We start from the raw sequence: 13,747 nt of genomic DNA, 5'->3' as shown, positions 1-13,747 counted from the left end.
CTGCCGATTGCTCTCCCCAAAAAGCGTGCGCGAAATTCAGGGTAAAGATCGAAAGACGTGAGACTTCACTCCGTCACCAGGGAGTGAAAGGCCGAGCCTCGTGGCTTTGCAGGACATCACAGCTCTTCACACCAAACGCCTCCCAATCCGTGTTTTATAGACCGTGATCTGAAAGAGCGATCGTGAAACGACTTCTAAAAAGCGGCCCTTGGCCCCATGAAGTGGATGAAGAAGATGGCCTGGTTGAAGAATAGCAAGCACCCGACTGACCGATCCGCCGATCTGACGAATGTGACGGTGTTGGTGCCGTCCTCCCAGGAAAGCGTGACGCTTCCGGCTCCTGCCATATCCTCACTGCTCATTCCTGCGTCCGCGATCCTGGTTGCAATGCTGGCCGTCGCTGGCGCCACGACGAAGTGGGATTCATGGATCGGCAGCCAATCCGTCCAATCGACCGATGATGCCGCGGTGTATGCCGATATGTCGACGATCAGTGCGCAGGTCAGCGGCACGGTCGAAACGGTCTCCGTTGCCGACTATGCCAAAGTGAAGGCAGGCGATCTGCTTTTTGTGATCGACCGGGCGCCCTATGAAGTAGCCGCGCGTTCCTCTAATGCGAAGCTTGAGGCGGCCCGTGCCCAACTCCAGAACAATGCTAGCCAGCGCACGTTTCAACTTGCCCAGATCGATGTGGCACTTGCTCAACAACAATCCGCTGGTGCCGATAAGGTGCAGACCGATCAGGAGCTGGAGCGTCAAGTCAGGCTTGCGACCGACGGACGCGCAAGCTCGATCCAAAATCTCGAAAGGGCGAAAGCGGCTCATGAACGGGCGCTCGCGAATTCGAAAATGAGTGAAGCGACAGTCGCTGCTCAGCGGGCACAGCTCGAAGTGCTCGCCAAACAGCGAGACGCGCTGAGCGCGGCGGTCGACGCGACCAATGCCGAAGTGGCCGCATCGGAGCTGGAGCTGAGCCATACCTATGTGCGTGCCCCATTCGACGGCGTCGTTGCAAGACGAAATGTTCAGCTCGGCATGTATGTGACTGCGGGCACCAGCATGATCTCGATCATACCGCTGCCTCGTGTCTACGTGCTCGCCAATTATAAGGAAAACCAGCTGGCCAACGTTCGGGAAGGACAGCCCGTCGATGTCTCGGTCGATATGTTTCCCGGGCAGTCTCTTCGGGGTCAGGTGTCGAGCATCGCGCCGGCAAGTGGATCGACCTTCGCACTCCTGCCGGCTGACAACGCATCCGGCAATTTCACCAAGGTCGCCCAGCGGATGAGCGTCCGCGTCGAACTCGATCCCACTCAGCCGAATTTCGAACGACTTCGCCCTGGCATGTCGGTCGTAACGCGAATTGTCACCCAGAAATAAAAGCCAAGGGAGGATGTTATGTCAGACAATCCCGCACCTCAAGGCGACCGCTCACGGCCGGTACTGGTGGTGGTCGCTGTCCTCATGGCCGCGTTCCTGACCGCCTTCGATGTGCGCACGGCAAGTATCGGCCTATCCGATCTGCGCGGAGCTTTCGGCTTGAGTTTTGACGAAGGGTCTTGGCTTACCACATTTGCGACGGCGCCTCAGATTCTCATCGCGCCCTGTGTCGCCTGGCTGGTTACGGTTTTCGGCGTCAAAAGGGTGATGATCGCACCGACGATTGTCTATGCCGCCATCTCCATTCTGATCCCATTCGTCCGCGGCTTCGAGGCCCTGATCTTACTGCACGCAGCAAGGGCGGTTCTGCTCGGTATCTTCGTACCAGCGACCCTCATGACCGCGTTTCGAAACCTGGACAGCAAATACTGGATCGTGGCGCTTGCCTTCTACGTGGCAAGGATCCCCATTTCGCAGAACCTCGGCATTTATACCGCCGGAAGCTACGCCCAGACGATAGGGTGGCAGTGGCTGTATTGGCAGGATGCCTTCATCGCCCCTGCGATCGGTGTCCTCCTCTGGTTCGGCGCAAGACCGGTGGAAATCAATCGGGACCTCCTAAGGCGCGCAGACTGGGGCGGTATGGCCATGTTCGGTGTCGCCTTGACCATGCTCTACGCCGCACTGGACCAGGGCAACCGGCTGGATTGGTTTCGGTCCGGCTTCATCGTCTCGATGCTCGCCGCCTCAGGGTTTCTTGCATTGGTGTTTCTGTTGCACGAGTCTTTTACCAAAGACCCCTGGGCGCATGTTTCCGCAATGTTTTCAAGAAACATCGCTTTGAGTTTCCTTGCAATTTTCGCATTCATGGTGGCCAGTCTTTCCAGCTCACTCCTGGCGCCGAACTTCCTGATTTCCGTGGCCCATTTGCGCCCGGAGCAAATCGGCAATTTTTCCGCGCCCCATGCCATATTGTTGCTGATCTTTGCGACCATCGCGGCGGTAGTGCTCGTTCGGACAATCGGGCCGCGCCTCGCCCTGATTGCCGGCTTCTCGTGCTTTGCCTTTTCGTCCTGGCTCGGCACATCCTTGACCAACCTTTGGTCGCTACCCGAATTCGAGTTCATCCTTATCCTTCAGACGATTGCCGAAGAAGTAACGTTCCTGGCCGCGGTCACAATGATACTTGGCAGCGTTGACCCCGCTCGTGCAATCGCCCTCTCCGCCTATATCCAGCTCCTCCGGCTGATCTGTTCGGAGATTGCCACGACCATCATGGGGACATGGATCAGGCAGCGTGAACAGCTGCATTCCTACCTGATCGGATTGCATGTCACCGGCGGAACGGCCGGCTCGGATGTCGCAAAGCGGACGATTGGTGTCCTGTCGAATGTCGTCCAGCGGGAGGCGAACGTCCAGGCTTACATCGATGGCTTCTGGATTGCGTTTTTTGCTGCAATTCTCGGACTGTGTGCCGTGGCGCTCATGGCACGTTCGCCGCGGCATCCACTCACGCATTCGCATGCCTAGGATTCAAATCTGGTTCTCCCAGGCCTTCAGCTGATGGTCTTTCAACATGTCCTCAATAACCTTCGGGACGACGTTGCGGAACTTGCCGGTGTCTGCGGGCACGATCTCGATCATGCGTTCGATCATCTCCCGCGGGTCCATCTTACCTTCCGGGGTAGCGAAGAAGTCGTCGAATCCTTTGCGCAGGTCAGCGCGCTTGGTGAAGTTTTTGCTGTCATCCAGCCAGCGGAACGGATTGTCGGCCATCGTTTCATTATAGCCGGTGTAGTACGCGCCCGGATTGATCGTCTGGATCTTGATGCTGTAGGGCCCGAGTTCCTGCTGCAGCGCTTCGGCGATCGACTCCAGGGCGTGCTTGGTGGAGACATAGGTGCCCCAGTTTGCCGGGGTGAACAGGCCGCCCATCGAGGAGGTGAAGACGACCTTCTTGCCCCGGCTCTTGCCCTCGCGAATCCAGCGCTGAACGACGCCCTGGGTCAGCACCAGTGGCAGGAAGACGTTGACTTCATAGTTCTTACGAACAAGTTCGATCGGGATTTCCCAGACTGGGCCCGCCTCGCCCATGCCGGCATTGTTCCAGAGGACGTCGAAGTCCCAGCCTTGCGCCTGCTTGATGTCGTAAGGGTCGGTGAGGTCGAGACGCTCGACGCGGAAATTCTTCAGGCCGAGGGCCGAGGCTTCCTCGCGCAGCGGTGTGACCTGCGAGGAGACCTGTGTCGTTGCGATGATTGAGTGGCCATTCTTGGCCATGCCGATGGCGGCGCCCTTACCAAAGCCCGAACCAGCGCCTGTAATCAGAATGGTCTTGGTCATAATACTTTCCCTTCCTGGGTTCAGGGTTGATGGAGATAGGTGAGGGCACTGCCTGTCAGCTACCGAATACCGCAGCGGCCGCCTCTGCGATGTCGCGATCCTGCGAAACCGCGCCGCCGGAAACGCCGACCGCACCGATCACCGTGCCGTCGGCCACACGCAGCGGGATTCCTCCGGCGAAGGTTGTGAGGCCGCCATTGCTCCGCTCCAGGCCGGGAGCCGGAGCGCCGGGCTTGCAATAATCCCAGACGCCCTCACTGGTGGCCTCGAAGAGTACGGAGGTTCTAGCCTTGCCTATTGCTATGTCGATCGATCCGAGCACGGCGTTGTCCATCCGGTTGAAAGCCTTCAAGTGCGCGCCGGAATCGAGCACCGCAATATTGACGGCAATGCCGATCTCGATTGCTCGCGTCTCGCCTGCTGCGATGACCTTGCGGGCCTGTTCGCTGGTAATCATCAGGTATCTCCCGTCTTTGAGGATCAAGTCTCGGCCGCACACGCAGACATTTTCACACGCAGATATCGGCCGGTCGCAGATTTGGAGTGCGAATCTCGGTACTGCCGGCCAGGTCGATGCGGAATCCCTCTAATATTAGTGTGATCTTCAATCGGCCACACGGCAATAACAATTCTCGCCGAAGGTTAGACGGATGTAGCCGCTAAGGTGGCTGCAACGCCTCGTCCGGGCGTCGTCCCACTAATGTCGTTCAAATAGCTTCGTGCAGGGGAAGCATTCAAATGTTCTTTCAGAATTCCGATTCTTTCAAAGGTTCAGACCTTCACCTTAACGAGAATGGAACCGCCGACCCGCTATTCCACAATCGAAGCTCTTGAGGGAATCCGAACCGGCGACCCTGCGAATAAGCTCGGAAGATTAAGCGATTTCAAACTTAATCTCTTGTGCCCCTTGCCACAGTGTCATTTTCCCAAGTTCTGCGAGCTGATCCAAATTCGAGGTGATCGTGATGAAGTGATTGCCGGCGAGTTGACCCATCTTCGACGAGAAATCAACACCGCCATAGGCAATCAGGATTTCAGTCTCACTCATACCACCGGGATAAAGAATGATGTGGCCAGGTGCCGGATGGCTGGTGTGGTTCTCATAACTCACGCCAAACTCGTGATCGCCCAACGGAATCCACACACCTTCACCTGACCATCGCACATGCACAATCTTTCCGGTGAACGGCATCTGTTCTAGGAACGCTTTGCAGGTCTTCGGCGCCTTCTCGGTTTCAAGCTTTGCATCGAAGGTGAAGGGACCAGCGGCGATTTTCAGGTTCATTGTCATGTCTCTCTATGCCTGGCCGCGAATTCCAACAGGGCGTGTGGTCCCAGAGCGGTATCTGCCCTGCCCTTTCTTGCCTACTAGAACGCCGTCTTCGACCATGACAGCACCTGCAACAATCGTTGTAACCGGCCAACCAGTCACTTCCATGCCTTCATAAGGGGAGTAATCGGAGCCGTCATGGAGATCGGCGTGCCGGATGGTTCGTTTGGCCTCGGGATCCCAGATCGTAATGTCAGCATTTGCGCCGATCGCAATCGAACCCTTCTGTGGGTAGAGACCATAGGTCTTTGCATGATTGGTCGAAGTCAGGGCTACAAATCGTGTGATATCGATACGCCCCTTCATCACCCCTTCTGAGAAAAGGATCGGAAGCCTGGTCTCGACGCCCGGAATTCCGTTTGGAATATGCCTGAAGTTGACAGAGCCCTTCGGATTGAGCTTGCCCTGCGGGTCATCATAACGAAACGGGCAATGATCCGACGAAAAGAGATCGAATATTCCCGTCTCAATCCCCCGCCAGCAATGAGCTTGGGCCGCCTCATCTCTCGGAGGCGGCGAGCACACCATCTTGGCGCCTTCCCAATCCATGCCTTCAAGGTCCTTTGCCGTCAGCACCAGATATTGCGGGCAAGTTTCCCCGATCACCTTCACGCCTCGGGCACGCGCCCTTGCAATCTCGTCCATGGCTTCGCCGTTGGATACGTGGACGATGACGATCGGCACATCGACCACTTCCGCCAGTGACAGCGCTCGATGTGTCGCCTCACGCTCGACGGCAATCGGACGCGTCGACGCATGGGCCCGGGGTGCCACATCGCCGGCAAGCTCGTGCTTTTCGATCAGGAACCGGATCGCGTCCTCGTTTTCGCAATGCACCATAACGGTGGCGCCCGTCTCGCGCGAAACGTCAAGCACCTTGAGGATTTCAGCATCGTTCATACGCAGACCCTCGTAGGTCATGAAGACCTTGAGGGAAGTGTATCCATCGGCAACAAGTGCCGGCAATTCCTGGCCGAGAACCGATGCGGTCGGATCCGAGATGATCAAATGGAAGCTGATATCCGTATAGCATTCGCCGTCGGCAAGAGCGTGGTAGGCCGACAGGGCTTCACGCATCGACTGCCCCTTTTCCTGCAGGCAGAACGGCATGATCGTCGTATTGCCCCCGAATAGAGCGGATAGCGTGCCGCTCTCGAAATCATCCGCCATGACGATCCCCTCCCCGGAAGGCTGGGAAATATGCACATGGCTGTCGATGCCTCCGGGCAAAACGAACTTGCCTGAAGCATCGATGCGGCGCTTGCCGCCGGCGAGATTTTGGCCGATCTGAACGATCTTGCCATCCTTGATGGCGATGTCGGCGGGAAAAACGTCGGCCGCCGTCGCGACCGTGCCATTGGCAATGATCAAGTCGAATTCGCTCATTTCCTGTTACTCGCCCGGATCTCGTTGGCAGCACGGGCGGCGTCGACGACGGCCGCCCCGGTCTTTCGGCTATGATCGAGCATCAGCAGGCCTGCAAGGTTGGCATCCGCCTTGACGATCGCCTCGAATATCGCCTGATGTTCAGCAACTGACTCTTTCCAACGCTGTTCCGAGATCAGTGTCTCATGGCGATTATGGACAGATTGCTTCGTCAACGTCATGTGGGTGTTCGTCAGGGCTGGATTACCCGCAAGATCCACAATGAGAGCATGAAGCTTTTGGTTTGCCTTGAAATAGCTCTTCTGGTTCCGTTTCGCGTAGGCGTCACCCATTTGACTATGCAGGCGCTCGATCTCGGTCAACGCCTTAGGCGTCAGCTTTAAAACGGCGATTTCGATGGCGTGCCTCTCGAGCGCGCCGAGCACATCAAACACATCGAAAAGTTCCTCGGCCGAAAACTGACGAACTCTTGCCCCGCGACCAGGCAACAATTCAAGCAGCCCCTCCGACGCAAGGAGCTTGACTGCTTCGCGCATGGGTGTGCGCGAAACTCCGATTGCCTGAGCAAGGGCAACTTCATTCAGTCGCTCGCCAGCCGGCAAATCGCCACGGCTGACCATTTCGCGCAGTTTGTCAACAACGTGATGATGGAGGGACGCGCGCTTTATAGCCACCGCATAGGGTGCGGGCGAAGGTGTATCATCGTCGTCATCCATGACTGTTTCCCCGACTGTTCTCACCCTTATTCATCCCACTGATATCGAACTGATTGGTCGCCAAGCAAGCATTCTACTTGCTCAAAAATCACGCAGTCTGGGCATATTGAAAGCAGGAGTACAATTACATAAATAATGCACTTTGTAAAGATATTTAATGTAATCAAATAATTAGAAATTGGCATATTGCTTGCAAAGGCTACCATGTCCGCCACATTAGCAGAAGGTGTCGCCTCCATGGTCATAAGCAAATCCGCGATCGCTCGCGTGCAAGCCTACCGCTCCCATACGTCACTCTGGATCGCAGCGACCATGTCGTTCGGTCTGCTCCATGGCATTGCACATGCCGAAACCCCGAAGGACGTCCTGATCGAGGTCGCCGAACACGGCCCGAACTCCCTCGACGCCATGGCGCCCGCTGCAAACGAATTCGCCCAGATGGCATCCTGGCAGCTTTACGATCGGCTGATCACGCACGGCACGAAGACCCTGCCCGATGGGAAGGTGATGTATGATGCCACCAAGATCCAGCCGGAGCTTGCCAAAGGCTGGGAAATCCAGGATGGCGGCAAGACACTGATCTTTCATCTGCGCGAAGACGCGACGTTCCATGACGGTTCCCCCGTTACAGCGGATGACGTGAAATGGTCCTTCGACCGAGCCGTTTCGGTCGGCGGCTTTCCAACGGTTCAGATGGCAGCCGGCTCCTTGACCGATCCGAAGCAGTTCTCCGTCGTTGATGCCCACACCTTTAAGATTACCCTCCCCGTCGCCGACAAGCTAACCCTGCCAGATCTGGCTGTCCCCGTTCCCTACGTCGTCAACAAGAAGCTTGCCCTGCAGCATGCGACGAATGACGACCCCTGGGCACTGAAATGGACTTCGTTGAACGATGCCGGCGGCGGCCCGTTCAAGGTCGGCAGCTGGAAGAGCGGCGACCGGATCGTTTTCGACCGCTTCGACAACTGGAAGTCCGGGCCGACGCCGGCGCTGAAGCGTGTCGTCCTGCGCGAGATCGCATCGCCGGGCACTCGCCGTGCCCTGCTCGAGAAGGGCGATGTCGATGTGTCAGTCGGATTGCCTCCGAAAGACTATGCTGAGCTTGCAGCTGCAGGAAAGGTCAACGTCATCGGCACGCTGATGCAGAACGAGCAGTTCAACGTCGACCTCAACGTCACGATGAAGCCCTTCGACGACAAGCGGGTGCGCCAGGCGATTGCCTACGCCCTTCCCTACGACAGCATCATGAAGCAGGCGCTCTATCAGCGCGGCGAACCGCTCTTCGGCGCCGATCCGTCTGCCCCATACGCGCCGAAGTGGCCGGTGGCATCGAAATACAACACCGACCTCGACAAGGCCAAGGCACTACTGAAAGACGCAGGTTATGCCGACGGCTTCAAGACCGATCTCTACATCGACATGAGCCAGACGACTGTTCAGGAGCCGATGGCCCTGCTCATTCAGGAACAGCTCAAGAAGATCGGCATCAGCATCGAGATCCATAAGGTCCCAGGTTCCGAATGGTTTGCCAAGATGGGTTCGAAGAGCATGCCCATGGACATCAACTACTTCTACGGCTGGCTCGACTATCCGGAATATTTCTACTTCTGGACCTATGACGGCAAAAACAACAGCGTGTTCAACACGGCCAACTATTCAAACCCGGAGCTGGACAAGCTGATCGAACAAGCACGCTTCGAGAGCGATCCCAAGGCTTATGACGCAATCATCACGAAGATGAACGGGATCGCTATGGACGATGTGCCGCGTGTCCCGGTCGCCCACCTCTACTCTGACATCGCGATGCAGAAGAACGTGAAGGGCTATGTGTACTGGTTTCACACGCATCTCGACCTGAAATCGATCTCAAAAGAGTAGAGCATGGTGAGGGAGCCGGAGCCGGATCCAGGTTCGGCTCCCCAACATAATTCCCGGATCGACCAGGCGCCCGAACCGGCGTGGAGATTGAGCTCTTGAAGATAGTCCTCAGTTTTGCAATGCGAATAGTCACGGCAATTCCAAGCGTCATCGGCGTTGTGATCGTTACTTTTCTGCTGGCGCGTGCGTTGCCGGGCGATCCTGCGGCCTACTATGCCGGATCCTCGGCGACACCGGAAAGCATTGCGCAGATCCGCACGGCACTCGGACTGGACAAGCCTCTCTGGTTTCAATTTGGCGACTATGTCAGCCGCGTGCTGCACGGCGACCTTGGGATGTCGCTGTCGAGCGGCCAGCCTGTGTTTCAGGACCTGGTAACGCGGCTCCCCGCCTCGATCGAACTGACGATCTGCGCACTCATCTTCGCAATGCTGATCGGCTTGCCGCTTGGCATCGCCGCTGCAACAAGACCCGGAAAGATGATTGATCACCTCTGTCGTATCATTGTCTCCGTTGGCGCTGCCTTCCCGACCTTTTTCGTTGCACTCGGCCTCGTCTATATCTTCTATTTCAGACTTGGCATCGCACCCGAACCGCTCGGCCGCCTGAACGACACCTATTTTACGGTGCCGCCGACCATTACCGGGCTTTACCTCATCGATACGCTGCTTGCGGGCGACATTTCCGCCTTCTGCGCATCCCTTTCACAGTTGGTGCTGCCTTCGATCTCGCTTGGGCTGTTCGCGTTGGCACCGATTGCACGCATTGCCCGCGCCTCGATGCTGGCCTCGCTCTCGAGCGATTTCTGCCGCACCGCACGTGCGATGGGCCTTTCGCGTCCAAAGGTGGTCTACGGATACGGCCTGCGCAATGCCATGCTTCCCGTCATCAACATCCTTGGCATGGTCTTTTCCTTCCTGCTTGGCGCGAACGTGCTCGTTGAACAAGTCTTCGCCTGGCCGGGCATCGGCGCCTATGCAGTCAATGCAGTCATCACCTCGGATTACGCCGCCGTCCAAGGCTTCGTGCTGATGATGGCCATCCTTTACATTCTGCTTAATCTGGTGGTCGACCTGACGGCCGCTGCAATCGATCCGAGGGTTCGCTACGATGGTTGACGCAGTCTCTCCGAACGCCCATTCCAGCACCTTCTGGCGTGATGCCCGCCACATAGCCGCGGAAAACAAGCTGACACTGGCAGCGGCGATCATCCTGTTGCTCTTCGTCGCCCTTTCGATCCTCGCTCCATGGCTCATTCCGTTTGATCCACTGGCAGTGGACACATCCGCGGCGTTGAAGCCGCCGACCCTCACGCACCTGTTCGGCACGGACGCGCTCGGCCGTGATATTCTCAGCCGCGTCGCCATCGCCACGCGACTTGATATCGGGATGGCAATCGGTGCTGTTGCACTCTCCTTCATCATTGGAACGGGGACAGGGGCAATCGCCGGCTACTTCGGCGGCTGGACCGACGCGATCATCGGACGCGTCATGGACACGATCATGGCGTTCCCGCTGTTTGTCCTGGCGATGGGCATCGTCGCTGCGCTCGGTAACAGTGTCGGCAACATCGTACTCGCAACTGCGATCATCAACCTGCCTTTTTACTCGCGCTTTGCGCGCAGCGAAGTCAACGTTCGGCGCGATATGACATTCGTCGAAGCGGCCCGTATGGGTGGGAACCGCCCGTTCCGGCTGCTGACCTTTCACATCGTGCCGAACATCCTGCCGACGATGATGGTTCAGGGCTCCCTCAATCTCGGCTGGGCGATCCTAAACGCGGCTGGCTTGTCCTTCATCGGCCTCGGCGTGCGGCCGCCGACACCCGAATGGGGAATCATGGTGTCTGAGGGCGCGTCCTACATCTTCTCGGGCGAGTGGTGGACTTTTGCTTTTCCGGGCGCAGCGCTCGTCATTACAGTCTTCTGCTTCAACCTCATCGGTGATGGTCTCAGAGATATCATCGATCCAAGGAGGCGCACATGACCGTCCCTTTGCTTTCAGTCGAAAACCTCAGTGTCAGCTTCAGGACTCGATCGGGCACGGTCAAGGTCCTCGACGACGTCAGCTTCTCCCTCGGCAAGGGCGAAGTGCTCGGCATCGTCGGTGAAAGCGGCTCTGGAAAATCGGTGCTGTCCTATGCGCTGATGGGGCTTCTCGACGACAATGCCGAAATCATGGCCGATGCCATCGAATTCGGCGGTATCGACCTTATCGGACCGAACTCGCCGCTTGCCTCCATCCGCGGGCGCGAACTGTCGATGATCTTCCAAAGCCCGCGTACGGCCCTCAATCCGATCATGAAGGTTGGGAGGCAAATCGAGGACGTGTTGAGGCGACACGGACCGGTGACCCGCTCGAATGCCCGGGCAGCTGCCATCGCAGCGCTGGAAAAAGTGCGCATCCCCGACCCGGAAAGACGCTATAACGCCTATCCTTTCGAACTCTCCGGCGGAATGTGCCAGCGGGTGATGATCGCGATGGCACTATCCTGTTCGCCATCCCTTCTTATCGCAGATGAGCCGACAACGGGCCTCGATGTCACGACCCAGGCCGTCGTCATGGATCTCATGCGCGATCTCGTCGGAGAGACCCGGATGTCCTCGATCCTGATCACCCACGATCTGGCTCTCGCCGGAGAATATTGCGATCGCATCGTTGTCATGCATGCAGGTCACATGGTTGAGATGGCAGCCGCCGATGAGCTTCGAGCACATTTTGCGCACCCCTACACACGAGGGCTTTTTGCCGCCACGCCGACTGCTCGCACCGAGCTTCAGGACCTGTCTTCGATACCCGGCAGCCTTCCCGACCTAAGGCGCGACCTGCCCCCCTGCCGGTTTCTCCACCGATGCGACAGGCGCCAGGCCGATTGCGAGACGGGGAATGTCGCGCTCACGCCGCTGGGCAATGATCACTCCGTCCGCTGCAGGCACCCGTTATGACAGTTACCCGTGCTCCCCTGATAAACGTTCGTGGCCTTTCGAAGCGCTATCCCGTCGGGACACTGCGACGCAGGATGCTGTACGCTGTTGACGAGGTCGATCTGACGATTGGCGAGGGCGAATGCGTTGGCCTGGTCGGCGAATCCGGGTGCGGAAAGTCGACCTTGGCGCGTGTGCTGGCGCGCTTGATCGACCCGACCTCAGGCGAGATAGAGCTCTCAGGCGTCGAAATCGGTACGATCTCCGCCAAGAGATTTGGTGGCTCTTCGCTCAGGGGCGATATTCAGGTTGTCTTTCAGGACCCGACCGAAAGTCTCAATCCCGGCTTCACCGTATTCCAAGCCATCGCTGATCCCTTGAAGCGACTTGTGGGCGGTTCAAGTCAAGATATTACCGACCTGGTGCTTGCGGCACTGGACGATGTCGGTCTTCCACGGGAGTACGGTAGTCGTTATCCGCATCAGCTGTCAGGTGGTCAGAAAGCGCGTGTCGGTATTGCGCGGGCGATAGCAGTCAAGCCCAAGCTGCTTGTGCTGGATGAACCGACCTCGGCCTTAGACGTCTCGGTGCAGTCGCTGATCCTGCACCTTCTCGCAAAGCTGCAGAAGCAGCGCGGCATGAGTTATCTGTTTGTTTCGCACGACCTCAATGTCGTACGCCTGCTCTGCGACAAGATCGCGGTGATGTATCTCGGCCGCATTGTCGAGTTTGGCCAGTCTAAGTCGGTCTTCCATGAACCCCGCCACCCCTATACCCGCGCGCTCATTGATGCGATCCCGGATGCGGGGCGTAAAAATGCCGATCGAACCAAGCTCGAAGGCTCCGCATCGAGCCCGATCGATCCCGATCAGAACGCCTGCCGCTTCACCGGCCGGTGCCCTGTAGAGCTGCCCATATGCACCAAGGCAATGCCGCCTCTGACATCCCTCGGGAACGGCAGCCTTGTCGCGTGTCATCGCGCGATCGAAGGAAATCCCTGATGCCCCGCATATTGCTTTTTAATCCCAACACCTCGACAGAAGTCACTGACCTCCTCGTTCGCGTGGCAAAGCCTTTCCTTTCTCCAGGATCTACACTGATCCCGGTTACGGCTCCGCGGGGCGTGCCCTATATTGCTACGCGGGCTGAAGCCGCGATCGCGTCCGCCATTGTCCTCGATGTCCTTGCAGAGCGGAATGGCAGCTTTGATATCGCGATCATCGCCGCCTTTGGCGATCCGGGCCTCGGGGGCGCGCGCGAGCTCATGTCCGTTCCGGTCATCGGCCTTGCGGAGGCAGCGATGCTCAGCGCCTGTATGCTTGGCCAGCGCTTCTCGATCGTTTCCTTCTCGCGGGCACTGGGCCCCTGGTTCCGTGAATGCGCTGCGATGCACGGGCTTCTGGAAAGACTGGCAAGCATCCGGTTGCTCGACGGACCATTTGCATCCCTCGCCAATGTACAGGACGAGAAGGAAGAGCTTCTGATCGACCTGTCGCGAAAAGCCATCGACGAAGATGGTGCCGATGTCATCATTCTCGCTGGCGCCCCTCTGGCGGGTCTCGCGTCACGTGTGCGTGAGCGGATTTTCGTCCCCGTCGTCGAATCCGTCATCGCGGCCGTGAAACAGGCAGAATTGCTGGCTGCGCTCAATCCAAAAAAGGCATCCGCCGGCTCGTTCAGGCGGCCCGATCCAAAGGCGTCAATCGGCCTCTCCGCTGCGCTCGAACGGCTGCTGCTGGCCAAGCCGGCCGAGACAGCGCCGCCACCATGAATATTTCTACACAAGGAGG

13 protein-coding genes are annotated in these 13,747 nt (G+C 57.9%); 8 read left to right on the top strand and 5 right to left on the bottom strand.

Annotated elements, in window-relative coordinates; genetic code table 11:
• The first annotated feature begins 234 nt into the window (after positions 1-234).
• On the top strand, positions 235-1,380 hold the full coding sequence (locus tag DTW90_RS25885) for an HlyD family secretion protein (RefSeq protein ID WP_246665048.1): 1,146 nt from the start codon (positions 235-237) through the stop codon (positions 1,378-1,380).
• An 18-nt stretch (positions 1,381-1,398) separates the two neighbouring features.
• The gene (locus DTW90_RS25880; protein ID WP_149342032.1) at positions 1,399-2,910 is read left to right on the top strand and encodes an MFS transporter; all 1,512 of its coding nucleotides are present in this window, start codon (positions 1,399-1,401) and stop codon (positions 2,908-2,910) included.
• A gap of 3 nt (positions 2,911-2,913) precedes the next feature.
• On the opposite strand, the gene DTW90_RS25875 is transcribed toward DTW90_RS25880, so the two are convergent.
• From DTW90_RS25875 to DTW90_RS25855, 5 genes are all read right to left on the bottom strand, one after another.
• Positions 2,914-3,723 (bottom strand): SDR family oxidoreductase, encoded by an 810-nt coding sequence (locus tag DTW90_RS25875; protein ID WP_149342030.1) that lies wholly within the window; start codon positions 3,721-3,723, stop codon positions 2,914-2,916.
• Positions 3,724-3,778: 55 nt separating this feature from the next.
• Complete coding sequence (locus DTW90_RS25870; RefSeq protein ID WP_149342028.1) at positions 3,779-4,180, bottom strand: heme-binding protein; 402 nt, start codon at positions 4,178-4,180, stop codon at positions 3,779-3,781.
• Positions 4,181-4,597: 417 nt separating this feature from the next.
• The gene (locus DTW90_RS25865; RefSeq protein ID WP_149342026.1) at positions 4,598-5,008 is read right to left on the bottom strand and encodes a DUF3830 family protein; all 411 of its coding nucleotides are present in this window, start codon (positions 5,006-5,008) and stop codon (positions 4,598-4,600) included.
• A gap of 12 nt (positions 5,009-5,020) precedes the next feature.
• Positions 5,021-6,439: a dihydropyrimidinase gene (gene hydA, locus DTW90_RS25860; protein ID WP_149342024.1), complete on the bottom strand. Its 1,419-nt coding sequence runs from the start codon at positions 6,437-6,439 to the stop codon at positions 5,021-5,023.
• Positions 6,436-7,155, bottom strand: coding sequence for a GntR family transcriptional regulator (locus tag DTW90_RS25855; protein WP_149342022.1), 720 nt, complete (start codon positions 7,153-7,155; stop codon positions 6,436-6,438). Before DTW90_RS25855 ends, hydA begins: the two co-directional genes overlap by 4 nt.
• 204 nt (positions 7,156-7,359) lie before the next feature.
• Between DTW90_RS25855 and DTW90_RS25850 the strand changes: the two genes are divergently transcribed.
• From DTW90_RS25850 to DTW90_RS25825, 6 genes are all read left to right on the top strand, one after another.
• Positions 7,360-9,033, top strand: coding sequence for an ABC transporter substrate-binding protein (locus DTW90_RS25850; RefSeq protein ID WP_246665047.1), 1,674 nt, complete (start codon positions 7,360-7,362; stop codon positions 9,031-9,033).
• Between the two features lie 119 nt (positions 9,034-9,152).
• Positions 9,153-10,151 (top strand): ABC transporter permease, encoded by a 999-nt coding sequence (locus tag DTW90_RS25845; protein ID WP_188080056.1) that lies wholly within the window; start codon positions 9,153-9,155, stop codon positions 10,149-10,151.
• A complete protein-coding gene (locus tag DTW90_RS25840; protein WP_149342018.1) occupies positions 10,144-11,019 on the top strand; it encodes an ABC transporter permease in 876 nt (291 codons plus the stop codon). The genes DTW90_RS25845 and DTW90_RS25840 overlap by 8 nt, the downstream gene beginning before the upstream one ends.
• Entirely contained in the window at positions 11,016-11,978 is a 963-nt protein-coding gene (locus tag DTW90_RS25835) for an ABC transporter ATP-binding protein (RefSeq protein WP_149342016.1), read from the top strand. Before DTW90_RS25840 ends, DTW90_RS25835 begins: the two co-directional genes overlap by 4 nt.
• Positions 11,975-12,958, top strand: a complete 984-nt coding sequence (locus DTW90_RS25830) for an ABC transporter ATP-binding protein (RefSeq protein WP_149342014.1) — start codon at positions 11,975-11,977, stop codon at positions 12,956-12,958. Before DTW90_RS25835 ends, DTW90_RS25830 begins: the two co-directional genes overlap by 4 nt.
• The gene (locus tag DTW90_RS25825) at positions 12,958-13,728 is read left to right on the top strand and encodes an aspartate/glutamate racemase family protein (RefSeq protein WP_149342012.1); all 771 of its coding nucleotides are present in this window, start codon (positions 12,958-12,960) and stop codon (positions 13,726-13,728) included. The genes DTW90_RS25830 and DTW90_RS25825 overlap by 1 nt, the downstream gene beginning before the upstream one ends.
• Positions 13,729-13,747 lie beyond the last annotated feature (19 nt).

The organism is Neorhizobium sp. P12A, assembly GCF_008365395.1.
Taxonomy (GTDB): Bacteria; Pseudomonadota; Alphaproteobacteria; order Rhizobiales; family Rhizobiaceae; genus Rhizobium.
Note: the sequence above shows the minus strand (reverse complement) of the source record. Positions and strands in the feature narration are given on the sequence as shown.